The organism is Nonomuraea sp. NPDC049400 (genome assembly GCF_044466425.1).
Lineage (GTDB): Bacteria > Actinomycetota > Actinomycetes > Streptosporangiales > Streptosporangiaceae > Nonomuraea.
This window is the reverse complement of sequence record NZ_JBITMP010000054.1, coordinates 26,002-49,784: the sequence shown is the minus strand read 5'-3', so window position 1 is coordinate 49,784 and position 23,783 is coordinate 26,002. Positions and strand designations below refer to the sequence as shown.

The following is a 23,783-nucleotide window of genomic DNA, read 5'->3' as shown; positions in this document are numbered from 1 at the left end:
GCCAGTCGATCGCGACTATCCCTTACTACTTGCCACCAGGGAGTCTCTGGCGCGTTGCAGTTCGGTCACACGTGTGCCAATCCAGCGTCACAGACATTCAGCGCAAGCAGCATTAAATCGTACAAACAAGATGCAACCGGCACGGCCCGGACGTGAACAGACGATGAAAATTACCCCCTACACGGGAGTGGTCGCGCCCTTGCCACCACACCCCGGCTCGCTGGGCTACGGTTGAGCAGGTCTTGACGGCGCCTTGGGAACCCGGCGTCCCAAGGCTCCGTCCAACTGACTGTCGCCAACCCGCGCGACAGGCACCCCACCGACCGGGATCCAATAGAGTCCTTGCCATGAGCCAGCCGGAATCCGCTGTCGCGGACGCCCAGGCGGGCGGCCTAAGCGGGCAGGAGCCGCTGGCCAAGCTCGCCAAGAGATACGGGCTTCGCCGTGCCATCGCGCGGCCGAGGTTCCCTGTCTATGTGCGCCAGCTGTGGGAGCGGCGACACTTCATCCTCACGTACGCGACCTCGCGCAACGTCTCGAAATACTCCAGCTCGGCCCTCGGCCAGCTGTGGCAGGTGCTGACCCCCCTGCTGAACGCGGCGATCTACTACGTGATGTTCGGCGTCATCCTCGGCGGCAAGAACGGCATCCAAAACTACCCGGCCTTCCTCCTGACCGGGATGTTCGTCTTCACCTACACGCAGCGGACCGTCACCGCGGGCGCCAAGTCGATCTCGGGCAACCTGTCGATGATCCGGGCCCTGCACTTCCCCAGGGCGTCCCTGCCGTTCGCGTACACGATCCAGGAGCTGCAGCAGCTCGCCATCTCCATGGGCGTGCTCCTCGTCATCGTGGCGGCCACCGGTGAATGGCCCACCTGGTACTGGCTCATGATCCCGGTGGTGCTGCTGCTCCAGACGATGTTCAACGTCGGGGCCGGCCTGGTCGTCGCCCGGCTCGGCGCCTCGATGCGCGATCTCAACCAGTTGCTGCCGTTCATCACCCGCTTCTGGCTCTACGCCTCCGGCGTCTTCTTCTCCATCCAGGACAAGGTGGTGACCTCCGCCAAGCTGCCCCAGTGGGTCGCCGACGTGATGTATCTCAACCCCACCGCCTCCTACATCGAATGGATGCGCGAGATCCTCATCACGACCCACAACAAGCCGTTCGGTCACCACCCCCCGACCATGGTGCTGGTGTCTTGCGTATTCTGGGCGGTGTTCGCGCTTGGCTTCGGCTTCTGGTACTTCTGGCGGGCCGAGGAGAGGTACGGGCGTGGCTGAACTGACCAAGGAGCTGTCACAGGTGAAGGGCGAGAAGCCCGCCGTCCCCGGCAAGGATGTGAGGGTGCATCCCAATCCGGAGCCCCAGGGCAAGTCGCCGCTCGACGTCCCCACGGGCACTCCGACCGTCATCGTCGACGACCTCCACATCGTCTACCGCGTCTACGGTGCGGCCTCGGACGCGGAAAAGGGCAACGCGGTCAACGCGCTCACGCGCATACTCAAGCGCCAGGGCCGGCCGCAGATGAAAGAGGTCCACGCGGTCAAGGGCGTCACGTTCGTGGCCTACCACGGCGACGCCATCGGCATCGTGGGCCGCAACGGCTCGGGCAAGTCCACGCTGCTGCGGGCCATCGCGGGCCTCCTCCCGCCGCACGCCGGCGCCGTCTACACCGACGGCCAGCCCTCGCTGCTCGGCGTCAACGCGGCGCTCATGCGCGAGCTGACCGGCGAGCGCAACATCATCCTCGGCTGCTACGCCATGGGCATGACGCCTGCCGAGGTCCGTGAGAAATACCAGGAGATCGTCGACTTCTCCGGCATCGACGAGTTCGTCCAGCTGCCGATGTCCACCTACTCCTCCGGCATGGGCGCCCGCCTCCGCTTCGCCATCTCCTCGGCCAAGACCCACGACGTCCTCCTCATCGACGAGGCCCTGGCCACCGGAGACCGCGAGTTCCGCAAGAAGAGCGAGCAGCGCATCCGCGAGATCCGCGAGTCGGCCGGCACCGTCTTCCTCGTCGCCCACGACCTCAAGGTCATCGAGGAGACCTGCAACCGCGTCATCTGGCTGCACAAGGGCAAGATCAAGATGGACGGCGACCCGAAGGAAGTCATCGCCGCCTACAACAAGGGCTGACTCCCTCCCGCGCCTCGGCCGGGCTTCACCAGCGCCACCCTTCGGGGTGGCGCCGCCGCCGCGTCCTGAGCACCACCGCTCCGCGCCCCGCCACCGCCCCAGAGTTCGATCTCTTGTGCGAAACACGCGCGACCACTGTGGCAAATGACTGACAGCGAGCCTGCCGTTCCGATAGAATTCGAACGTCAATTCGATCCGAGGGTCGCTGATGGAGTGGGAGCGCGCGATGGTGGAGCTTTCGACCGCGATCGACCACCTGGCCACCGAGGACGTGTCCGAGATTCCCCGGATGCAGCTCGCGGAGCAGCTGCTGGAGCTGCACTGGCAGATGGCCAGGCTGCAGGCCCAGATAGCCCGCCGCACCGGCGTCCGCCTGCCATAGCCGTCCTGAGGGAGCGGGGGGTCAAGAAGGCGGCGGCGTAACCGCGACAAAGCAAAAGGCCGCCGACCCCGACAAGCTGTGGGGCCGGCGGCGGGGCTCGCGCAGCACCGCTGCCCTGCAGTGGCGGCGCAGTGCGCAAACCAGGGCGTGGGCGCGTCCGCCCAGACCCGTCATGAGACCGCCTGCTTTCGCGGGGTCTCACAACCCGGCGCGCGTCAGTGCCTCGGGCGTCTTGGCACCTGTGATCGCCCTTCGGCCTGCCGCGTCAGTGCGACGACGTCTCCCCATCGGCCCCGCCGACCTGCCGCACCAGAACGGCGGCACCGGGCCTCCAGCACCAGAACGAACGGCACGCGGACCGCCACGCTCCAGCAACGGCTTACGGCCTGCCGCGCCGGAACGGCGGCACGCGGACCGCCACGCCACGGCGACGGCATGCGGCCTGCCGCGTCAAGCCTGCCGCGTCACAGGGACGCACGCAGGCCGGCGCGCGCCAATTGACGCGTGCAGACCGCCGTGCCGACGGATGCGTGGAAATCGCCGTGCCGACGGACGCGCACAGTCACCGCGCCCGAACCTCGGCGCATGGACCGGCGCGCCACACCTCGGCACGCTGATCACGATGCCGTACTGCGACACCCAGATCACCGCGCCGCACTTCGGCACGCAGACCGCCGCGCCGCACAATCGGCACGCGGACCACCGCGCCGGACGTCGGCGCTGGGCCCCGGGAAAGGGAAATGACGTCATCAGGGAACAACTGGGGCGCGCGGACGGGGCCGCGTCGTCGCCGGCATGGCCGGTCCCCGGGTGTCGGCACCTAGGACACCCGCGAACCGTCACGCCGGCCCTCAGCGAGCCGCCGCTCGGGCGCCTGCATCCGCGTCTAGTTGCGAACCCAGGAGTCCCGCACCGAGCTCGTCAGCGCGTCGGTGGTCCAGCCAAGGGCGGTCAGCACGTCGCTGTACGTGCCGCCGGCCTTGGTTGCGTTGGTGGAGACGAAGCCGGAGGCGTCCTCGACGAGGGGCGTGAGCCCGTCCATGGAGGCGGCCCGCGTGGCGCCGGGCAGCGCCTCGACGACCGGCGCGATCTCGGAGGGCGCGACCTGCCCGATCACCGGCGACAGCCGGCCGCTCCCGGCGTGCGGCAGCGCGCGCCCGGCGGCCTGGCTGAGGCCGGTCACGACACTTCCGGCCGACAGGGAGTCGACGCCCTTGGTGGTGCTGTTCATGGTCTTGGCAGCGGCACGGCTGAGGTCCGCCACGCTGGAGCCGGTGGCCGGCAGCAGGGTGGTGCCGTTGGCCACCGAGGGCGCCGCGGGCTGCGCCAGGCGTGCCGCGTCAGGCACGACGGGCACGGGCAGAGACTCGGTCAGGCCCCCTCCGCCGAGCGTGAGCCCGTTCGCGATCGGCGACAGCTCGGGCAGCGGGCCGTTCTGGCGGGTGACGTCCTCAGCCGCGTTCGGCGTGGTGGCGCGCTTGCGCCGGTTCGCGTGGGCGGCGTCCAGCTCGGCCTCCGACATCCGGCCCGCAGGGCGAGCGCCGGGCCTGACCTCCGACATCCGTCCCGCGGGACGAGCGCCGGGCCTGACCTCTGACACCCGGCCCGCGGGGCGAGCGCCGGGCTTGGCCTGGGTGACGCCGCCCAGCAGGCCGCTCACCAGCTTCCCGCCGACGACGCCGCCCAGCAGGCCGCTGACCGGGATCCCCGCCGTGGTGCCCCCGCCCTGGCCCTTGTACCTGGCGGTGTCGTATCGAACTTCCGCTTGTGCCGGCACGGCCAAAGCCGCCGCCAAGCCGAATGCTGTGACGGCGGCCGCCGTCCTGACTAGTCGATTCATGATTGCCTTCCCGGCTCCTGATCGATCGCTCTCGAATGAGGTGGAAATGCGAATCGATAACCCCCGAATGCCATGGCGGGCGCGCTATGGGCACCACATCGAGCGTGCCGTCACGGCTGAGCTACGCGAGCAGTTCTACCACCGGCCGTGATCGGCCGCAGGCGCATGAATGCCCATGTAACCGCGGTTTGCAGGTCGGTTACCGAGTGGAGGGAGACCGTTGAGCGGGGGGACAGAACGGGAAATAGGAGGGTCTTGTTTGCGATATTGCACGCGCTCGGGTTCGGCGCCGCGGGCGCACGGGCCCGGACCGCGTACACGTGGGAATTTCAGTCCCCGGCGGCCCGTGAACACGAGAGGAGGGGAAAACAAATGTCACGGGCCGGGGGCACGGATTTCTTGGTCGCGGCGGTTGCCCGACCGGTCAGGCGGGCAGGAGGGCGTCCGCCGGCTCGAACGGAAAACGGTCGGCGAAGGCCGGGCGCAGGTCCGTCAGCCACACCGCCGACGGGTCGTAGCGCGCGAAGAACGGCCGCCCGACCAGCGAGGGGTCGCGCGCCTGGATGAAGTGGAGCATGAACACCTGCTCCCCCGCGATCTCGGTCACGCCGTCGACGCACACCTTGCCCGGCGTGGCCGACATCGACGGCCCGCGGACCGTGCGGCAGAGCCCGGAGACGCTCGAGTACGCGTCCCTGAAGATCTCGTAGGCGCGCGCCAGCGGCACCGCGAAGTAGTCCTGCGGCCCGGTGTCACGCTCGACGAACATGTAATAGGGGATCATCCCCATGCGCAGCTGCCGCCGCCACATCTGCGACCACACGGCGGGGTCGTCGTTGATGGATCTGATCAGCGGCGCCTGGGTCCTGATCGTGGCGCCGCTGCCGAGGATGCGCTTGACCGCCGACTCGACGAGCGGCGACTCCAGCTCGCGCGGGTGCGAGAAGTGGGCCATGAACGCGAGGTTCTTGCCCGCGTTCACCACCTCCTCGAACAGACCGAGCGTGGCGTCGGCGTCGGGGTCGGTGGTGAAGCGCTGCGGCCAGTAGGCCAGCGCCTTGGTGCCGATCCTGATCGACTCCACCTGCTCCAGATCCAGCAATGGCTCGATATATCGTCTGATGACGGGCTCGCCCATGATCATCGCGTCGCCGCCGGTGATCAGGACGCTGGTGATCTCGGGATGCCGGCGAATGTAGGCCACCATCTGGCCGATGTCGTCGGAGGCGAACTTCAGGTCCGCGTCACCCACGAACTGCGCCCATCGGAAACAGTAGGTGCAGTACGCGTGGCAGGTCTGCCCCTGCTTGGGGAAGATCAGCGCGGTCTCCGGATATTTGTGCTGCATGCCAGGCACGGGCTCGTCGCCCATCTTCGGGACGTTGAGCTCCTTCTGGCCCGCGGGATGCGGGTTGAGCTGCGCGCGTACTCGATTCGCCTCCGCCTGGATCTCGGCGTTCGGCGCCTCGGCCTTGAGCAGGTCGGCCAGCCGGGCGACGTCGGCGGCGGGCAGCATGTCCTCCTGCGGGAAGACGAGCCGGTAAATGGGGTCGTCGGGCGCGGCCGACCAATCTATGAGTTCATCGACGACGTAGGCGTTGGTCCGGAACGGCAGCACCGTGGCGACGGCACGGACCTTCAGCCGCTCCTCGTCGTCGAGCCCCGCGCGCTTCAGGAGTTCGTCAAGGTGCTTGGACGTGTACGCCTTGAAGCGTCGCGTGCCTGCTTGGTTCAAGATCACTAGGCGTTTCCCATCTTTTTTGTCCGCTCGCGTGTAAACCTCACGACCCGGTCGCGCGTCTACGGTTCTTAATACCCGGACGCTATCAGCGGCGTCAGCGGTTCCACTGAGCTCCAAGTTTTCCTTCAGGTTTGTGGGCACTCGCGACATATCGCGATTCGTCATACACTGATTTGTTGTGACCCACGATCCGGACCTGCGGGCCTCAGACGCCGATCGTGACCGCGTGGCCGCGGTCCTGGCCGAGGCCCTCGCGACAGGAAGACTCACCAGCGTCGAGCACGCCGATCGCCTGGACGTCGCCTACACGGCGAAGACGATGAGCGAGCTCGTCCCCCTCACCCGTGACCTGCCCGAGGTGTCCGCGTCCAACGTGCCCGCCGCCATCGAGCAGCAGGTCATCGACTCGAAGTTCAGCAAGATCGTCCGTAAGGGACGGTGGGTGGCCTCCCGCAACACCCGGCTGTCCGCCCGGTTCGGCGCCCTCATCATCGACCTGTCGGACGCGGTGCTGCCCGGACGCGAGATCACCATCGAGACGAACGCGTGGTTCAGCAAGATGATCGTGCGCGTTCCCGACAACGCCCACGTGATCGACGAGGGCAGCTCGATGTTCGGCAAGCGCAACGTGACGGGCGGGTCGCAGGCGGACGGGCCGTTGATCCGGATCACCGGGTCGTCGAAGTTCTCCAAGGTGATCGTGTCGCGCGGGATGAGCGACTGGAACCTCCACTGATACCCGCCGGTTAACCTGGCTACTGCCTTGCCTACGATGCGGACATACCCCGAGCCCGCGTTCCGGTCCAGCCGTGGCGGCGGGCTCGATGCCGTACGAGGTGATCATTGTCCGACAGCAGGCCCATCGCGCTCGATGCCATGGGCGGCGACCACGCACCGCACGAGATCGTGGCGGGAGCGGTGCATGCCGTGCGGGAGCGCGGTCTGTCCGTCGTGCTCGTCGGCTCCCCCCGCGTGCTCTACGAGGCGCTCGCCGACCACGACGCCACCAAGGAAGTCCCGATCGTACGGGCCGAGGAGGCCCTGGCCATGGACGAGGGCGCGCTGGCCAGCCTGCGCCGTCCCCGTTCCAGCCTCGCCGTCGCCTGCCACCTCGTACGCCGCGGCGACGCCGCAGCGGTCGTGTCCGCGGGATCGACGGCGGGCATCGTGGCCACCGGCAGGCTCCGCCTCAAAGGCCAGCAGGGCGTGCTCAGACCGGCCATAGCGGTCGCCATCCCCACCCTCCCCACGCCCACCCTGCTCGTCGACGCGGGCGCGAACGCCGACGCCAAGCCGGAAATGCTGGTGCAGTTCGCTCATCTGGGGACGGCCTATGCCGAGCAGGCGTACGGCATCGAGGCGCCCCGAGTCGGCCTGCTCACGATCGGCAGCGAGGCCGAGAAGGGCAACAAGCTCGTCAGACGCGCCCACGAACTCCTCCTGGCCTCCCCCGGCATCAACTTCACCGGCAACATCGAGGGCCACGACCTGCTGGCCGGCAAGGCAGACGTGATCACCGCCGACGGGTTCACCGGGAACGTGGCGCTGAAGACCATGGAGGGCGCGGTCCGCTACGCGTTCTCCGAGCTCAGGGAGGCCGTCAGCGAGAGCAGGGTGGCCAGGCTGGGCGCCGCGATGCAGCGCTCGCGCATCCGCGAGTTGCGCCGCCGCCTCGACCCCGAGGCGTACGGGGGCGCCGTGCTGCTCGGACTGAACGGCACCGTCGTCATCGCGCACGGCTCGTCCAGGGCCGATGGGATCAGCGCTGCATGCAAGCTCGCGGCCGACCTGTCCGCGGCCGGAACCGTCTCCCGCATCGGCGACAAGCTGGCCGCCACACATCGCTCCCACAGGCTCTGGTGACACCGTAAGGTGGCACCGATCCACAGAAACAGGGGGCTATGTGGAGTCAGTCGTGCACGGGCTCACTTCGGCACAGGCGGCGGTGGCGAAGGCCAACCATGTTCCGCGCAGGTCGAGCCGGTCACTGAGCGCGATCGTCAGGGCGAACGTCTTCACGCTGTTCAACCTGGTCATCGGCGTGCTCTGGGCGTTGGTCCTGATCTTCGGCGAGTGGCAGGACAGTCTGTTCGGGCTGGTCATCGTGGCCAACGTGCTGATCGGGATCGTTCAGGAGTTACGGGCCAAGCGCACGCTCGACAAGCTCGCGGTGATCAACGAGGCTCCGGTCAGGGTGCGCCGCGACGGCCGGGAGCGGCAGGTCCAGCCGCGCCAGGTGGTGCTGGGCGACCTGGTCCTGCTCGGCCCCGGTGACCGCCTGCTGGTCGACGGCGAGGTGGTCGAGTCCGACGGGCTGGAGGTGGACGAGTCGCTGCTGACCGGCGAGGCCGACCCCGTACACAAGCGGCCGGGCGACCGGGTGCTGTCGGGCAGCTTCGCGGTGGCGGGCGCGGGCGCGTTCGTGGCCACGAAGGTCGGCACCGACGCGTACGCCGTGAAGCTGGCGGAAGAGGCGAGCAGGTTTCACCTCGCCCATTCCGAGCTGCGTGCGGGCGTGGCGAACTTCATCAAGTACATCACCTGGCTGGTCATCCCGATCGGCGCGCTGCTGATCTACAGCCAGCTCAAGCACTCCGCCGACTTCGGCACCGCGATCACCGGCGCGGTCGCGGGCATCGTCACCATGATCCCCGAGGGGCTGGTGCTGATGACCTCGATCGCGTTCGCCGTCGGCGTCATACGGCTCGGCCAGCGAAAGTGCCTGGTCCAGGAGCTGCCCGCGATCGAGGGGCTGGCCAGGGTGGACGTGCTGTGCCTGGACAAGACGGGCACGCTCACCGCCGGCGGCATGGACCTCGACCAGGTGCTGCCCCTGCGCGACGGCCAGCCGGTCGAGGACGCGCTGGCCGCCCTGGTGCACCTCGACAGCCGGCCGAACGCCACCGCCGCGGCCGTCCGTGCCCGCTACCCGGCCCCCGGGGACGGGTGGCGGGCCGATGCCACGGTGCCGTTCTCCTCGGCGCGCAAGTGGAGCGGGGCCGACTTCGGCGAGCGGGGCGCGTGGGTGCTCGGGGCTCCCGACGTGCTGCTCGACGGCGGGGACGGCTACGACAGGGCCGCCGAGCTGGCCGCCACCGGCACCCGGGTGCTCGCACTGTGCCGCACCGAGTCACTCGAGGTGGTGGCGGGCGTGGAGCCGGTGGCGCTCGTCACGTTCAAGCAGCGCGTCAGGCCCGACGCCCGGGAGACCCTCCGCTACTTCGCCAGGCAGGGCGTCACCGTCAAGGTCATCTCCGGCGACAACCCGGTCGCCGTCTCCGCCATCGCCACCGACCTGGAGATCCCGGACGCCCACCGTTCCGTGGACGCGCGAACCCTCCCCCACGACGACCAGGACAAGCTGGGCGAGCTGCTCGACTCCCACACTGTCTTCGGCCGCGTCAGCCCCCAGCAGAAGCGCCAGTTCGTCGCGGCGCTCCAGGCCCGGGGGCACACCGTGGCCATGACCGGCGACGGCGTCAACGACGTGCTCGCGCTGAAGGACGCCGACCTGGGCATCGCGATGGGCGCGGGCAGCCCGGCCACCAAGGCCGTGGCGCAGGTGGTGCTGCTCGACGACAAGTTCGCCACGCTGCCGCACGTCGTGGGCGAGGGCCGGCGGGTGCTGGCCAACATCGAACGGGTCGCCAACCTGTTCCTCACCAAGACCTTCTACGCGATCGTGCTGTCGCTGTGCGTGGGGGTGGCCGGGGTGATGTTCCCGTTCGCGCCCCGCCACTCCACTCTGACGAACGCCCTGACCATCGGCGTGCCCGCGCTCTTCCTCGCGCTCGCGCCGACGCTCGAACGCTCGCAGCCCGGCTTCGTCCGCAGGGTGCTGCGCTTCGCCGTACCTGCCGGGGTGTTGTGCGCGGCGGCGGTGCTGCTGTCGTTCTGGGCCGCGCACAGCGGCACGTCCACCCTCGTCCAGGACCAGACGTCGGCCGTGATCACGCTCTTCCTCACCACCTGGTGGGTGCTCGTGCTGATCGCCAGGCCGCTCAACTGGTGGCGGATCGCCCTGGTCGGAGCCATGGCGGCGGCGTTCGCGATCGGGCTGACGATCCCCTTCGTCCGCCACTTCTTCGCGCTCGAACCCGGCGACGTCAGCAACGACCTGACCGCCATCGGCATCTCGGTCGTGGCGGCGGTAATGATAAGCGTCGCTGTCAAGGTCGCCGGTACCCTTAGAACATGACCGACCCGCAGATAATGCTCACCGAGCGCGTCCAGCAGGCGCTGGCCCGCGCGTTCGGCTCCGAGCACGCCGACGCAGACCCGCTGATCCGGCCGTCCCAGTTCGCCGACTTCCAGGCGAACGTCGCGATGAGTCTGGCCAAGCGAGTGCGACGGGCGCCGCGGGAGGTCGCCGAGGCGATCAAGGCGGAGCTGTCCGACTTTCCCGGCACGGTCGAGGTCAGCGGCCCCGGCTTCCTCAACATCACGCTGGACAAGTCGTGGATCGAGTCCGAGGCCACGCGGATGCTGGCCGACCCGCGGCTCGGCGTCGGCACGATCACGCCGTCGCAGACCGTGGTGATCGACTACTCCGCGCCCAACGCGGCCAAGGAGATGCACGTCGGCCACCTGCGCACCACGATCGTGGGCGACTCGCTGGCCCGGCTGCACGAGCACCTCGGCAACACCGTGATCAGGCAGAATCACCTGGGCGACTGGGGCACGCCGTTCGGCATGCTCATCGAGCACCTGCTCGACGTCGGTGAGGAGGCCGCGGTCGCGCAGCTGGAGGCCGGTCAGGGCACGGAGTTCTACCAGGCGGCGCGGGCCAAGTTCGACGGCGATGACGCGTTCAGGCAGCGTGCCCGGGTGCGGGTGACCACGCTGCAGTCGGGCGACCCCGAGACGATGCGGCTCTGGCACGTCTTCATGGACGCCACCGTCCGCTATTTCAACAAGGTCTACCGGCTGCTGGGCGTGACGCTCACCGACGCCGACCTCGCCGGCGAGAGCATGTACAACCCCATGCTGCAGAAGACGTGCGACGATCTGGAGGCGTCCGGGACGGCGGTGATCAGTGAGGGCGCGCTCTGCGTGTTCCCGCCCGGCTTCACCGGCTCCGACGACAAGCCGCTGCCGCTCATCATCAGGAAGAGCGACGGCGGCTACGGGTACGCCACCACCGACATGGCGGCGATCCGCTACCGCGTCCACGACCTGAAGGCCGAGCGCATCCTCTACGTCGTGGGCAACGAGCAGGCGCTGCACTTCCGGATGGTGTTCGCCGGGGCGCGGCTGGCGGGCTGGCTGCCCGACTCGGTCTCGGCCGAGCACATCCAGATCGGCATGATGCTGGGCAAGGACGGGCGCAGGTTCAAGACCCGCTCCGGCGAGTCCGTCAAGCTGATGGACCTGCTCCAGGAGGCCATCGACCGGGCCACGGCCGCCATCGCGGACCGGGGCTACGACGAGGCCACCATCAAGGAGATCGCGCACACCGTCGGCATGGGCGCGGTGAAATATGCCGATTTGTCGGTTAGCCACGACAGCGAGTACGTGCTCGACTTCGACCGCATGCTCGCCTTCACCGGCAACACCGGCCCCTACATGCAGTACGCGACCGCCAGGATCCGCTCCATCTTCCGCAAGGCGGGAGTGGACGCGGCTGACGCGGAAGCCCCCATCGTGCTGGCCGAGCCCGCCGAGCGCGCGCTGGGCCTGCACGTGCTGGGCTTCGGTGAGCTGATCTCCCAGGTCACCGCCGAGTCCGAGCCGCACCGGCTGTGCAGCTTCCTCTTCCAGACCGCCAGCCTGTTCAGCACGTTCTACGACGAGTGCCCAGTGATCAAGGAGGGTGTCGATCCGGAGACCAGGCAGCAGCGCCTGGCCCTCTGCGCGCTCACCCTGCGCGTGCTGGAGACCGGACTCGACCTTCTGGGCGTCCCCGTCCCCGAGCGCATGTAACAGCTCAAAGTCCGCAAATCTGTCATGGGCGCGCCTTCGCCTGGTTGGCGCGCCCGAAGGGCTAGGCTTTTGCGCGGTCATGAACAGAGGCTGAAATGGGGGAGTTCTCTGCCTTGAGCACGGACCTGTCTGCGAGCCCCCCAGCAGCTGCGGAGTTGCACCGCTACGCCGAGGCGCTGCTGGCGCACCTCGCCGCGAAGGGCGCCACGCCTCCCGCCGCACCGAGTTTTCGCGACATACCCGGTTATTGGCTGCCTCCGGCCGTCGAAGCGCTGGTCGCGATCCTCTCGGGCGAGGACCCGCTGGAGCCCCTGAGCAAGGCCGCGGGCCGCGACCAGCAGCAGACCGCGCTCTTCCTCTGCCTGGCACTCGCGGTGGCCGGGCAGGGCAGCCGCATCCACGCCTCCTGGCTCGGCACCGCCTTCGGCGACCTGTCACTCGACCGGCCGGTCTCCCACGGCCAGCGCTCGCTCTGGCTGGCCGCCGCCAGAGGCGCGTACGGCCCCGCCGGCAAGATCTTCGTGCTGCGCAAGCTCGACGCCCTGGCCGTGCAGGAGCACACCGATCCCGAGCAGTGGGTGCAGGCACTGGTGCCGGACGAGCCGTCGGTCGTCGTCCCGCCCTCGCTGGTCGACTTCCCCGAGATGGCGGAGATCCCCGAGCTGGCCAGGCCCGCGGTGGCGGCCGCCCGGCTGGCCAGGCTGCGCGGGCGGTGCGCGGAGATCACCTCGACGCGGCAGTCCGAGCGCGACTCCTCCGTGCCCCTCGACAACAGCTCCGGCAGCCCGGCCGCGACCTGGGCCGAGGACGAGCCGCTCGCCGTCCTGCGCTCCCTGATCGGCTCGGGCGGCCCTGCCGGGCCGATGGCCTTGCTCAACACGTACCTGCTCGAGGACCTTCGCCCGGCCGCCGACCCGCACCTCGCCGCCATCGCCCTGCACGTCGCGGCGCCGATCCTGCGGGGCATGGCCGAGGAGCTCGAGGCCGACAGCCGCCTCGCGCCGCCCGCCACGCTCACCGTGGCACTGCTCGGGCATCGCATCGAGCTGCGCCCCGAAGGTCCCGAGCCGTCGTCGCTGGCCGCCGCCGAGAGCGCGATCATCGCGGACGGCTTCGTGCCCCGCCCTCGTCCGTGGGCCGCCATGGTGCTGCTCGTGGCGGGGGTCGCCTGCCTCGTCGGCGCGGTGTTCGCCAGCAGCCTGCTCGCCGCCGCCGGGGTGGCCATGATCGGCCTCGCCGGCTGGCAGCTCTGGCAGCGCCGCAAGCTCGTCGAGGCCGACGCGCGATACGCGGCCGCGCAGGTCAACGAGCTGGGAGAGCTGGCCGAGGGCGCGGTGTGGGCCCTGCACGCCTACGCGCGGGAGGCGGACACGCGCGCAAAACAGGCCGCGGAGGACGCAGCCGAGCTGACCCGGCTGATCCGTCGCGGCCCGCGCGCCGCATAGCTGACCGGCCGGGCGCGACCGATCCGGCGCAGCCCGCGCGCCGCATAGCACGCCGGCCTGAGGCCGGCGCCTCGCTCAGGTGGTCTCGATCTCCACGTGAGCGGGCGCGAGCAGGAAGACGCGGTCGGCGATGCGCTCGATCCGCCCCTCGCACCCATAGGCCAGCCCGGCGGCGAAGTCGACCATCCTCGTCGCCTCAGGCATCGGCATGCCCGAGACGTCCATGATCACCGTCTGCCCTTCACGGAAGTGCTGACCGATCAACGGCGCGTCGTTGTACTTGAGCGGCTGGACCATCACGATGCGCGACGAGTCGACGTTCGCGCGCCACCGCCTGGCGGCCCGCTCGGTCGCGGGGACGTACTCGTCCTCGTAGTGCTCGTCGTCGTCATAGCCCTCGTCGTAGTGATCGACCCCGCTCAGGCCAAGGTAGCTCACCACCTTGCGCACTGCCCCCATCGGCTTGTCCTTTCTTCAGGAACTCACCGTAATCGGCACGTCCCTACGCATTGGACGGTAACCGACGATTCCGCATTCGCCACGCGACACGCCCAGCCCTAATTCCATTTTGTACGGCTTGCAGCCCGCTTGCAGCTGGATATCCGGCCCCCCGGGCCTGCGTGTGCTCACTGTGGGTGCCTTCACGGACACAGCTTTCCACGGTAATCCCACCGCTGTCTGCCCACTGGACTCTCCGGTTACTGACGTCGGATGCGGAGCGTAGCCGCCGAGCCGGACCTCTCCAGGACCGCCGTCGTGCTCGGTGATGCGGCGTCGAGACACTTGCCATGCTCACGACTTTATTCGGCGGGTACGACAGCGGGTCGGCTCGAATTCCGGGCGGCAGGCGGCTCGCTTACCGTGAATCTCCTGGTGAACGGCAGGATCGCCATCGATTTCCCGGCCAAGGCGGTGCGCCCACGGCCTGGAAAAGTGCTCGGCGTCACAGCGGCGCGGGCCGGAAAAAGCCACCTCGAGCTGCCGGGTGGAGCTCGAGTGGAAGAAAAAGGCTCCTCTGGGGGACTCGGTCACGGGCTGCCGCGCGCCGCACCCTGACCCCGAACCGAGCGGAGCGGCTCGGCGACACGGGGTCCCGCCATGGCGGCGGCACGCCGTGACGGCGCTCGCCGACACCCGATCCGAGGCGCGACATATACCCATTTGGTCGAAATCTGCACTCTTTTCCAGGAGAGGCGGGATATCACGGCATTCGTAGGATGAAGGGCCGGACGGATGCACGGTCGAGTCGATTGTCGGCACCCGGCAGTGCGCGTCGCCCACGCACCGCCCCATGTCGCGCGCTACCGTCTCAAATCAACGTTCCCGCTGCTCAGAGCCTCCATTTGAAGATGTCAACGAGCAAGATCCGGTCCGATCGTCAAAGTACGGAGAACCTTCAGTGACCATTTGGCAAGAAACGTACGAGGCGAGGAGTATCCACCGGCTGGCCGCATATAACGGTTCCGTAGCGAACATGTCGCCAGCATTCCGGGCGAACCATTCGCTTGGCCGAGGAACCGTTACGGGAGACCGAAATGGCAGAGAAGATCGCAAGACCTGTATTGCTCGCGGCAGTGCTCGGGAGCGGACTCGCGTTGGGGAGCGCCGGACTGGCGTTCGCGAGCGCGGCGCCGATCGAACAGGTCAGAGTCGCGAGAGACCCCATCACGCCCACACCGACCATCACCACGATCACGCCCAGACCGACCGTCACCACCACGATTTATCCGCCCACACCCACCGTCTCAGAGCAGGAGGTGGAGTTCGACGACCGCAAGTTCGAGGACGAGGACGACTTCGACCGCGACACGGACACGTCGTTCCAGCGCAACCAGTCGTTCGTGAACGTCGAGGTCGACGATCGCGTCCCGGAGGATTTCGAGCACCACTACCGCAGCCCCGCGGCCAGGGAACTGCCGTTCACCGGCGCGCCCGTGTCGACTCTGGCAGCGGCGGGCGCGGGCCTGCTGATCATAGGTGCCGCGGGCACGATCATCGCCGTACGGCGCCGCCGAACTGCCAGTGCCAAGTAAGAAGCGCCGGCGCGTCGTCACGGGTCTGCTCTGCTCCTCGGCAGGCCTCGCGCTGGCCGCGGGTTGGTCGGCGCATCTTGGTCTGAGCGTGCGGGATCACCTGCAGGCGACCAGGGACGCACTGGTCCGGCTTCGCGCGAGCGACCCGGCGGGAGCGGCCGTGGCGCTCGCGGACGCGAGACGGCGTGCCGAAGAGGCACGTCGGCTCACGAGTGGCCTGGACTGGTCGTTGCTCACCCACACTCCCGTGGTGGGAGAGGGCGCGACGACCGTCCGTGGGCTCGCCGAGACCGCAGCCGAGCTGACGAGTGCCCTGACGGACCTCCAGCAGGCCGGCGCCGGGCTGATCCAGACCAGAGGGCTCTCCATGGAGAGCGTGGGAACCCTGCTGGCCAAACTGGAATCAGCCGCGCCGGCCCTGCAGGCCGCCTCCGACCGGATCGATCGGACGCGTTCCCGCCTGGCCGCCACTCCCGGCGGCACCGGTGTGGCCACGATCGACCAGGCCCGCGCCACCGCTCTGGAGGAAATCGACCAGCTGAGCGGCTGGCTCGGCGCCGCCGAAGACGCCGCAGCCCTGCTCCCCCCGATGCTGGGCCACCATGGCCCGCGCCGCTACTTCCTGGCCTTTCAGACCAATGCCGAAGCACGCGGAACCGGAGGGCTGGTCGGCGCGTTCGGCATTCTCAAGGCCGGCCACGGCCGCATCGGCATCGAGCGGCTCTCCGCCAACAACGGTCTGGAGTCCGGCGCGGCCCAGGTCGCCGACCATGGCCCCGCCTTCAGCTCACGTTACGGGCCCGGCGCGCTCTCCGCGCTGTCCGTCTCCAATCTCTCCCCGCACTTCCCTTACGCGGCCGAGACCTGGACGGCGCTGTGGCGACGGCAGACCGGCCGGCAGTTGGACGGCGCGATCGCCACCGATCCGGTCGGCCTGTCCTACCTGCTCAAGCTGATCGGGCCCGTCAAGCTCCCGACCGGTGAGACGGTGACCGCGGAGAACGTGGTCTCTCTCACCGAGAGACAGGCCTACTCCCGCTTCACCGACCCACGCGAGCGCAAGGCGTTTCTCATCACGGTCGCCAGAGCGGTGAGCGAGTCGATGACCAGAGCCCGCCTGGATCCCACGGCGCTGTTGCCGACCTTGTCGAAGCTGGTGAACGAACGAAGAGTGCAGGTCTGGAGCCGCAGGGACGCCGAGCAGCAACGCCTGGCGACCACCCCGCTCGGCGGCGTGCTGCCGGAGAAGCCGGGGCCGTTCGCCGGGCTCGTGATCAACAACTCCGCCGGCACCAAGCTCGACTACTACCTGAACCGCTCGCTCCACTACGAGCTGGGCTCCTGCCGCGGCGACGGGCAGCGTCTCACGAGGGCGCGGATCCAGCTCGCCAACGACGTGCCGCGCGTGCAGCTGCCCTCGTACGTCACCGACCGGCTCGACGCCTGGAAACGTCGCCCCGCTGTCGGATCCAACCAGGCATGGGTGTCGTTCTACGCCGCTGTCGGCGCCGAGCTCCAGTCCGTGCGCATCGACGGGAAGCCCGCACCGATCATCAAGGAAGTCGAGCGTTCCCACCCCGTCTACTCCACTGTGCTCAACTTCGCCCCCAGACGGACCCGGACGCTGGAGTTCGTCATGCTGGAACCTGCCTCGGCCGCGCTGCCGGTGATCCCCGTGCAGCCACTGGTCCGTCCGCAGCAGACCAGGCTCGGTCTGTACGGCGGGGCCTGTGCCCCGGCGGATCGTGACACCGAGCGATAGAAGAGGTAAAGCCCGGTGCGCCGTGACAGGCCACCGGGCCCGTTCCTCCTATCGTCACGCCCATGACGTCAGGGGAGGCCCGCTTCCACATCCTCTTCGTGTGCACGGGCAACATGTGCCGCTCTCCGCTGGCCGAGCGGCTGACCCGGTCCGTTCTCGGCCCGCCGTTCATGGTGACGAGCGCGGGCACCCACGCCCAGCCCGGCATGGAGATGGCGGAAAGGGCTCAGCAGGTTCTGACCCGCCTCGGCGGTGACCCGGCCGGGTTCGTATCCCAGCCGCTGACCGCGGAGTTGCTGGCCGGCGCCGATCTGGTGCTGACCGCCGCCAGGGAGCACCGGGCGGAGTCGGTGACGAGGCATCTGCAGGCCGCGCCCCGCGTCTTCACGATCGTCGAGTTCGGCGCGCTCGCCGCGGCGGCGGAGCGCGAGGAGATCACGCGTCACCGCGACGCCGTACGGCGGGCCCGCGCTCTGGTCGAGCAGGCGCAGGCGCTGCGCGGCCTGGTCAAGGTGGACCGGCCGGACATCCCCGACCCCATGGGCCGCTGGAACTGGGCCTACAAGGCGGCGGGACGGAGCATCGCGAAGGCGCTCTCCGTCCCGCTGGAGCTGCTCAGACCGTCACCGTCTTGACGGTCTCCTTGGCCTCTTCCTTGGCTGTCTCCGACTCGTAGTACCCGTAGCCGTATCCGTAGCCGCCGTACTTGCTCGCCTTGGCCGGTACGAAGTTGAGCACGGTGCCCAAGATCCTGGCGCTGACGGACGACAGTTGCTCTATGGCGCGCTCGAGATGCTCCTGCCGCGTCCCGCCGTACTTGGCGACGAGCATCACTCCGTCGCAGACCGCCGCGAGGGTCGCCGCGTCGGTGACGGGCAGCAACGGCGGCGCGTCGATGATCACGATGTCGAACTTGTCGGTGAGCTGGTCGAGCAGCTGGCGCATGATGCGCGAGCCGAGCAGCTCGCTCGGGTTCGGTGGGATCTGGCCGCTGGGCAGCAGGAAGAGCCGCGGCTCGCCCCACGTCTGGATCACCTCGTCCAGCCGCGCCTTGCCGATGAGCACGTCCGTCAGGCCGACCGCGCCCTCGATCCCGAAGTAGTCGGGAAGGCGCGGACGGCGCAGGTCGGCGTCCACGAGCAGGACCCGCCAGCCCGCCTGCGCGAGGGTGATCGCGAGGTTGGAACAGGTCGAGGACTTGCCCTCGTTCGGCAGGCAGCTGGTGATCACGAGCGACTTGGGCTGCCTGTCGATCCCGATGAACTGCAGGTTGGTGCGGAGCGAGCGGAACGCCTCGGCCCTGCTGGACCGGCCCTGCGTCCGTACGATCAGCGGGTGGCGGCGTGCCGTGCGCTCGTAGCCGATGATGCCCAGCGTGGAGCTGTTGGACTTCTCCTGCAGCTCGTGGGGGCTCTTGATGGTGGTGTCCAGCCGGTCGCGCAGAATGAGTGAGCTGAACGCGACGACCAGCGCGATCATCATGGCGACCAGGAGGTTCACCACGGGCATGGGGCTGACGGGCTCCTTGGGAACCTCTGCCTGGTCCACGATGGTGACCTTGACCGTCGGCCGGCTGGTGGGCGTCGGCCGCTCGATCTGGTCGACGAGGAGCGCGAACTTGGCTCCCAGGGCGTTGGCCAGCGAGGCGGCGCGCGCAGGAGTCTGATCACTGACCATCGCGCGCAGCAGCACCGTTCCCGGCACGACCTCCGCGGTGATGTTCTGCTGCAAGCGCGGAACGTCCTCGGCCGTCGTGAGCTGGCTGACCATGCGCCGGCTCGTCAGCAGGTCGGCGTACGACTGCACGCCCTCCGACAGAGTGCCCACCTGGTAGGCGGGCGAGAAACCGCCCCGCTTGTCGTAGCTGGAGAACAGCATGGTGATCGTCGCCACGTACTTGGGCGGCATGTTGGCGGTCACGACCACCGCCGCGCCCAACGAGATGATCAGCGACAGCAGGATGAGCACCCAGTTCTTGCGTGCCAGTCTTATGAAGTAGAGCAGGTCCAACTGGTCATCGCCGCCTTTCGCGGATTCGTGGAGGCCGCTCGAGTGAGCGGTGTGGCGGATAGACATTCACGCCCTGCAGCAGGCAGACGCAGGCCGCCGCGGCCCCTACCGCGACGAGCGCCGCGGTGAGCGGCGGCACCCGGCCCAGCATCATCGCTATGCACAGCCCACAGGTCAGCGCGGCGATGAGGCCCAGCACGACCGCCACCAGCCGCGCGCTCAGGCCCAGTTTGCGTAGCCGGTGCGACACGTGATCGGTGCCGCCCATCAGCGGCGGCCGACCTGCCCGCATCCGGGACAGGACGACGACCCCGGTGTCGACCGTCGCCACGAAGGTGGACAGGAGCAGCCCTCCCGCCACCCCGTCGGGGCCAGGCCCGGCGATCAGGACGACCGCGGAGCAGGTGAGCGCGAAGCCGATGAACAGGGATCCCGAATCCCCCATGAACATTTTCGCGGGAGGCCAGTTGTGCAGGAGGAAACCGAACGCGGCACCGGCGAGCACCGCCAGGAAGATTCCCAAGTCCGACCGGCCCTGCAGCAACGCCATGGCAGCCAGAAAGGCGGCGGTGACGGTGGTGACCGCTCCTAGCGAAGCGTCCATGTTGTCCAGAAGGTTGAAGGAGTTGGTGATCAGGACGATCCAGATCACCGTGATCGGGATGTCTGGCCATCCCCCTGTCACGGTGAGCCTGATTCCGGAGAGCACGACGGCGGTGGTCACCACCGTCTCCACAACCAGTCTGGTGACGGCCGGCAGCGACCCGACGTCGTCGATGAGCCCGAGCGCGGCCACCGCCGTGCCGCCCAGCAGTATGGCGATGAGCCGCCAGTCGGCGAGGCCCGTGGCGGCGACCGTGGTCAGGACCGTGGCCAGCAGGATCGCGACGCCACCCAGGTACGGGATGGGCCGGGCGTGCGACTTGTGCCCGCCGGGCCGGTCGGTGAGGCCCCATCTCAACGCGAGTCGCTGCAACGGGATCGCCGCCGAGGCGCTCAGCAGGCAGGCGGCTGCGCCGGCGGCCCACGTCACCGTTCCGCTCACCGCATGGCCGCCGCGAACTCCGCGCGGGCCTCCTGGACGATATCGGTGAGGATCTCGTCGAGAGTGTGTCGTGGAGCCCAGCCGGTGAGCTCGCAGAGCTTGGTGGTGTCCGGGACCCTGCGGGTCATGTCCTCGAAGCCCTGCTGGTAGGCCTCGTGATAAGGGATCAGCTCGATCGCCGACGTGGAGCCGGTGTGCTCGACGACCAGCTTGGCCAGCTCGAGGATGCTCACCTCGTTGGCCACGCCGATGTTGAAGGTCTCCCCGACCGCCGCCTCGTTGTCGAGCAGCCGGACCAGGCCATCGACCACGTCCGCGACATGCGCGAAGCAGCGGGTCTGAGTGCCGTCACCGAAGACGGTGAGCGGTGCGCCGGCCAGGGCTTGCCGTACCAGGCGGGGAATCACCATGCCGTAGGCCGGGCTCTGCCGCGGCCCCACGGTGTTGAAGAGCCTCACGACGATCGCCGGCAGGCCACGCTCCTTGTGGTAGGCGTTGGCCAGGATTTCGTCCACGGACTTGGCGGTGCTGTACGCCCAGCGGACGACGGTGGTGCTGCCGAGGATCCGGTCGGCGTCCTCTCGCAGCGCACCAGAGGAGTTCTTGCCGTAAACCTCGCTCGTGCTGGCGACCAGGATCTTCTTGCGGTAGCGGTGCGCCGCCTCGATGACGATCTCCGAACCGCGGATGTTGGTCGTCAGTGATCTGAGCGGCTGTTCGACGATCAACTTGACGCCGACGGCCGCAGCGAGGTGGACGACGACGTCACATTGGTGGACGAGCTCGTCGACGATCAGCTCGTCCAGGATGGAGCCCTGAACGAAGCGCATGTTCGGATGCGGCCGGAGGTTGGCGAGCCTTCCGGTCGAGAGGTTGTCGAGAACGACGACGGAGTCGCCGCGGGCGATCAAGGCGTCGGTCAGGTGGGATCCGACGAATCCGCTGCCGCCCGTGATGAGATATGTGGACTGCGATGCTTTACTCACAGGGTTTCCCTCGCTAACGCGTTCTGTGGCCGGAGATGGCGGCGGACTCAGGCGGGTACGCCGGCAGGCGCGATCGTTGCCGTCTGGAACCAGGCCACCGTCTGGCGCAGCCCGTCCTCGATCGACGTCGGATGCACGCCGGGGAACAGTTCCTTGAGCAGGTGAGGGGATGCCTGGGACTCGCGGATGTCGCCGGCCCGCGGCGGGCGGAATTCGGCCTCGATGGGCTTGCCGAGCACCGAGGCGAGGCTGTCCTTCAGCTCCAGCAGGGACATGCGGCTGCCGAACGCGAGATTGACCGGTTTCCCGCTGGTCACGCGGCGGGCGACGGCGTCGCAGACGACCTCCGTGACCGTGCCCACGTAGGTGAAGTCGCGCACCTGGAGCCCGTCACCGTAGATCGGCACCGAGCCGCCTTCCAATGCCTTGGACACGAACGCCGGGATGACGGCCGCGTAGGCGTGGTCGGCGGGCTGGAGCGGGCCGTACACGTTGAAGAAGCGGAACGGCAGGACAGGCAGGCCGAAGCTGGCGGCGTACGCGAGCGCGTAACCCTCCGTGGCCACCTTGCTCACGCCGTACGGGCTGAGCGGCCTGGTCGGCAGATCTTCGTGCTTGAGCGGCTCCGCGCAGTCGCCGTAGACGGATGACGAGGACGCGAGGATCACATGAGGCTTCGCTGCCCGGCACGCCTCCAGGACGCGCAGGGTGCCCGTGGCATTGATGTCGTGCGTGGCCAGCGGGTCGGCCAGCGACCTGGGGACTGAAGGGCGCGCCGCGAGGTGCACAACCGTCGTGGTGTCCGCGACGAGGTCGGCCAGCAGATCGGCGTCCAGGATGCTGCCACGGACGAATCTCACTGCGACGCCGTCGAGGTTGGCGAGATCTCCGCTGCTGAGGTCGTCCAGGACCGTGACATTCTCGATCTCTTGCCGCGCGGCGAGCGCCCGGCACAGGTTCGCGCCGATGAAGCCGGCCCCACCGGTTACGAGTACATTCACCTGTTGATCCCTCCTGTGGTGACACGACGATCCCGGCGCGGCTCGCCCAGTGATCGATATAGGGCCTCGGTGTCCGCGACCAAGCGGTCCACGTCGAACGAGGCGGTTGACCAGTGGCGCGCAGCCTCACCCATCCGGCGCGCGAGCAGGGGGTCTGAGAGGAGTTGTACGGTGTGGTCCGCCAGCTCTGCGGGGTCGGTCGAGGAGAGCAGTCCAGTGCGCCCGTTCTGGACGACCTCGGCGACGCTGCCTACGCGGGTGGAGACCACAGGAATGCCGGCCATCTGCGCCTCGATCAGCGTGAGCGGCATGCCTTCGTTGTCGGAGGTCAGCAGGAGCACGTCGGACGCGGCGTAGACGGTCTCCACGTCCTTGCGCCAGCCGAGCAGATGGAAGGCGTGCCGTACCGGCGCGATGTCCTGCTCGACCTGCGCGAGCAGGTCGCCGCCGCCGCAGATGACGAAGCGGCACTCCGGCACTCGCGCCAGGATCCTGTTGGCCGTGGCGACGAACCGGTCGGGCCGCTTGACCTGGGTGAGCCGGCCGACGAACGTCACCACGGGTGTGTTCAGCGGGAGGCCAAGGGTCTGGCGGGCGGCCACGCGGTCCGGCACTGAGCCCAGCCGGACGCCGGGATGGATCACGACATACTGCTCAGGGCGCCCGATCCTGGCACGGAGAAGGTCGTCGCGGACCGCGGACCCCTCGGTCACCAGGCAGTGCGCCATGGTCGCCAGGAGGCGCTCGGAGCGCACATAGATCTCGCGTTTCGCACCGGTGAAATAGCCATTGAGCAGGTGGCCGTGAAAGACGTGAACTCGAGCGGCTCCGACACCCGCCAGCTTCGCGGCCACCCGCCCCAACGCGCCTGCTTTGGCCGTACGCGTGTGCACGATGTGCGGACGAAAGGAGCGCATCGCGGAGACCAGCCGGGTGAGAGCACGGGCGTCGTCGAGAGGCCTGACGGAACGGCCGAGCCCGGGAACACGCTGAACCTGCACGCCGGAACATTTCAGCGCGAGGTGGTCGCCCTCGTCCTCATCAACGTGGCCGGTGTAGAGGCGGTGGACGAATTCTGCCTTGTTCAGCCGTTCGGAGAGCCCCAGCACCTCGGTAGCGACACCACCGACATTCATCCTGGCGATGATCTCCATGACGCGAATCCGACTGTCCGGCTTCATGTGGCTCCTCGGTGATGGACATGGTTCACGTACGCGAAGCTAACTAGGGAATCAGCCAATTCCACGCACGCCGTCACGGTGGGTTGTGAAATGTTTTATCGCTCCCTACCTGGACATGATCGTCGAGAGTCGCGGCTTACCTTTCCCACGACCTGTGGCCGTGCTTGCCGGAATGAATCCGCAAGAATGAGGTAATCAGTGGCCCATGGACGTGCCTGGAATCGCTGTCGCCGCATTCGTGCAGGGGCTCATCTGCATTGCGCGCGCCTCACGAGCGTGCCGAAGACCGTCCC

At 68.6% G+C, this 23,783-nt stretch carries 19 protein-coding genes; 11 read left to right on the top strand and 8 right to left on the bottom strand.

All coding sequences use genetic code 11. The annotated features are described in order from the left end of the window. Nucleotides 1-347 precede the first annotated feature (347 nt). The 3 genes from ACIBVN_RS49355 to ACIBVN_RS49345 all read left to right on the top strand — a co-directional run bounded on the left by ACIBVN_RS49355 (nt 348) and on the right by ACIBVN_RS49345 (nt 2,524). Nucleotides 348-1,283 carry an ABC transporter permease gene (locus tag ACIBVN_RS49355; RefSeq protein ID WP_397147898.1) on the top strand — a complete coding sequence of 312 codons (936 nt, stop codon included), beginning with the start codon at nt 348-350 and terminating at the stop codon, nt 1,281-1,283. After that, nucleotides 1,276-2,142: an ABC transporter ATP-binding protein gene (locus tag ACIBVN_RS49350; RefSeq protein ID WP_397147896.1), complete on the top strand. Its 867-nt coding sequence runs from the start codon at nt 1,276-1,278 to the stop codon at nt 2,140-2,142. The genes ACIBVN_RS49355 and ACIBVN_RS49350 overlap by 8 nt, the downstream gene beginning before the upstream one ends. Before the next feature lie 226 nt (nt 2,143-2,368). Continuing rightward, entirely contained in the window at nt 2,369-2,524 is a 156-nt protein-coding gene (locus tag ACIBVN_RS49345; RefSeq protein WP_345001379.1) for a hypothetical protein, read from the top strand. 886 nt (nt 2,525-3,410) lie between these two features. Here the strand turns inward: ACIBVN_RS49345 and ACIBVN_RS49340 are convergent. Both ACIBVN_RS49340 and ACIBVN_RS49335 read right to left on the bottom strand, forming a co-directional pair. Continuing rightward, nucleotides 3,411-4,364 (bottom strand): hypothetical protein, encoded by a 954-nt coding sequence (locus ACIBVN_RS49340; protein ID WP_397147894.1) that lies wholly within the window; start codon nt 4,362-4,364, stop codon nt 3,411-3,413. A gap of 424 nt (nt 4,365-4,788) precedes the next feature. Further along, nucleotides 4,789-6,105 (bottom strand): KamA family radical SAM protein, encoded by a 1,317-nt coding sequence (locus ACIBVN_RS49335; protein ID WP_397147892.1) that lies wholly within the window; start codon nt 6,103-6,105, stop codon nt 4,789-4,791. Between the two features lie 178 nt (nt 6,106-6,283). Here ACIBVN_RS49335 and ACIBVN_RS49330 point away from each other — a divergent pair, with 178 nt between their 5' ends. The 5 genes from ACIBVN_RS49330 to ACIBVN_RS49310 all read left to right on the top strand — a co-directional run bounded on the left by ACIBVN_RS49330 (nt 6,284) and on the right by ACIBVN_RS49310 (nt 13,472). Further along, on the top strand, nt 6,284-6,841 hold the full coding sequence (locus ACIBVN_RS49330) for a DUF1707 domain-containing protein (RefSeq protein ID WP_397147890.1): 558 nt from the start codon (nt 6,284-6,286) through the stop codon (nt 6,839-6,841). A gap of 107 nt (nt 6,842-6,948) precedes the next feature. Further along, entirely contained in the window at nt 6,949-7,968 is a 1,020-nt protein-coding gene (gene plsX, locus ACIBVN_RS49325) for a phosphate acyltransferase PlsX (RefSeq protein WP_397147888.1), read from the top strand. Nucleotides 7,969-8,020: 52 nt separating this feature from the next. Beyond that, a complete protein-coding gene (locus ACIBVN_RS49320; protein ID WP_397147886.1) occupies nt 8,021-10,303 on the top strand; it encodes an HAD-IC family P-type ATPase in 2,283 nt (760 codons plus the stop codon). After that, complete coding sequence (gene argS / locus ACIBVN_RS49315; RefSeq protein ID WP_397147884.1) at nt 10,300-12,027, top strand: arginine--tRNA ligase; 1,728 nt, start codon at nt 10,300-10,302, stop codon at nt 12,025-12,027. Before ACIBVN_RS49320 ends, argS begins: the two co-directional genes overlap by 4 nt. A 113-nt stretch (nt 12,028-12,140) precedes the next feature. After that, the gene (locus ACIBVN_RS49310) at nt 12,141-13,472 is read left to right on the top strand and encodes a hypothetical protein (protein WP_397147882.1); all 1,332 of its coding nucleotides are present in this window, start codon (nt 12,141-12,143) and stop codon (nt 13,470-13,472) included. A gap of 75 nt (nt 13,473-13,547) precedes the next feature. On the opposite strand, the gene ACIBVN_RS49305 is transcribed toward ACIBVN_RS49310, so the two are convergent. After that, a complete protein-coding gene (locus tag ACIBVN_RS49305; protein ID WP_349449048.1) occupies nt 13,548-13,931 on the bottom strand; it encodes a cell division protein SepF in 384 nt (127 codons plus the stop codon). Nucleotides 13,932-15,007: 1,076 nt separating this feature from the next. Here ACIBVN_RS49305 and ACIBVN_RS49300 point away from each other — a divergent pair. The 3 genes from ACIBVN_RS49300 to ACIBVN_RS49290 all read left to right on the top strand — a co-directional run bounded on the left by ACIBVN_RS49300 (nt 15,008) and on the right by ACIBVN_RS49290 (nt 17,902). Next, nucleotides 15,008-15,505, top strand: a complete 498-nt coding sequence (locus tag ACIBVN_RS49300) for a hypothetical protein (RefSeq protein ID WP_397147880.1) — start codon at nt 15,008-15,010, stop codon at nt 15,503-15,505. Between the two features lie 88 nt (nt 15,506-15,593). Then, nucleotides 15,594-17,267: a DUF4012 domain-containing protein gene (locus tag ACIBVN_RS49295; protein WP_397147878.1), complete on the top strand. Its 1,674-nt coding sequence runs from the start codon at nt 15,594-15,596 to the stop codon at nt 17,265-17,267. A 62-nt stretch (nt 17,268-17,329) separates the two neighbouring features. Further along, nucleotides 17,330-17,902 (top strand): hypothetical protein, encoded by a 573-nt coding sequence (locus tag ACIBVN_RS49290; RefSeq protein WP_397147876.1) that lies wholly within the window; start codon nt 17,330-17,332, stop codon nt 17,900-17,902. On the opposite strand, the gene ACIBVN_RS49285 is transcribed toward ACIBVN_RS49290, so the two are convergent. Genes ACIBVN_RS49285 through ACIBVN_RS49265 form a run of 5 tightly spaced genes read right to left on the bottom strand, consistent with a single transcriptional unit; the run spans nt 17,883 to nt 23,490 of the window. Next, nucleotides 17,883-19,277: a polysaccharide biosynthesis tyrosine autokinase gene (locus ACIBVN_RS49285; protein ID WP_397147874.1), complete on the bottom strand. Its 1,395-nt coding sequence runs from the start codon at nt 19,275-19,277 to the stop codon at nt 17,883-17,885. The genes ACIBVN_RS49290 and ACIBVN_RS49285 overlap by 20 nt on opposite strands. A gap of 4 nt (nt 19,278-19,281) precedes the next feature. After that, the gene (locus ACIBVN_RS49280; RefSeq protein WP_397147872.1) at nt 19,282-20,322 is read right to left on the bottom strand and encodes a glycosyltransferase family 4 protein; all 1,041 of its coding nucleotides are present in this window, start codon (nt 20,320-20,322) and stop codon (nt 19,282-19,284) included. Beyond that, complete coding sequence (locus tag ACIBVN_RS49275; protein WP_397147870.1) at nt 20,319-21,308, bottom strand: NAD-dependent epimerase/dehydratase family protein; 990 nt, start codon at nt 21,306-21,308, stop codon at nt 20,319-20,321. The genes ACIBVN_RS49280 and ACIBVN_RS49275 overlap by 4 nt, the downstream gene beginning before the upstream one ends. Nucleotides 21,309-21,355: 47 nt before the next feature. Continuing rightward, nucleotides 21,356-22,309 (bottom strand): NAD-dependent epimerase/dehydratase family protein, encoded by a 954-nt coding sequence (locus ACIBVN_RS49270; protein ID WP_397147868.1) that lies wholly within the window; start codon nt 22,307-22,309, stop codon nt 21,356-21,358. Next, nucleotides 22,306-23,490, bottom strand: a complete 1,185-nt coding sequence (locus tag ACIBVN_RS49265; RefSeq protein ID WP_397147866.1) for a glycosyltransferase — start codon at nt 23,488-23,490, stop codon at nt 22,306-22,308. The genes ACIBVN_RS49270 and ACIBVN_RS49265 overlap by 4 nt, the downstream gene beginning before the upstream one ends. Nucleotides 23,491-23,783: the final 293 nt, after the last annotated feature.

What these genes read in the sequence shown, in the direction of transcription:
- ACIBVN_RS49355 (WP_397147898.1), top strand. Translation starts at nt 348, where the DNA reads ATGAGCCAGCCGGAATCCGCTGTCGCGGACGCCCAGGCGGGCGGCCTA.
- ACIBVN_RS49345 (WP_345001379.1), top strand. Translation starts at nt 2,369, where the DNA reads ATGGTGGAGCTTTCGACCGCGATCGACCACCTGGCCACCGAGGACGTG.
- ACIBVN_RS49340 (WP_397147894.1), bottom strand. Translation starts at nt 4,364, where the DNA reads ATGAATCGACTAGTCAGGACGGCGGCCGCCGTCACAGCATTCGGCTTG.
- argS (WP_397147884.1), top strand. Translation starts at nt 10,300, where the DNA reads ATGACCGACCCGCAGATAATGCTCACCGAGCGCGTCCAGCAGGCGCTG.
- ACIBVN_RS49305 (WP_349449048.1), bottom strand. Translation starts at nt 13,931, where the DNA reads ATGGGGGCAGTGCGCAAGGTGGTGAGCTACCTTGGCCTGAGCGGGGTC.
- ACIBVN_RS49300 (WP_397147880.1), top strand. Translation starts at nt 15,008, where the DNA reads ATGGCAGAGAAGATCGCAAGACCTGTATTGCTCGCGGCAGTGCTCGGG.
- ACIBVN_RS49290 (WP_397147876.1), top strand. Translation starts at nt 17,330, where the DNA reads ATGACGTCAGGGGAGGCCCGCTTCCACATCCTCTTCGTGTGCACGGGC.
- ACIBVN_RS49265 (WP_397147866.1), bottom strand. Translation starts at nt 23,490, where the DNA reads ATGAAGCCGGACAGTCGGATTCGCGTCATGGAGATCATCGCCAGGATG.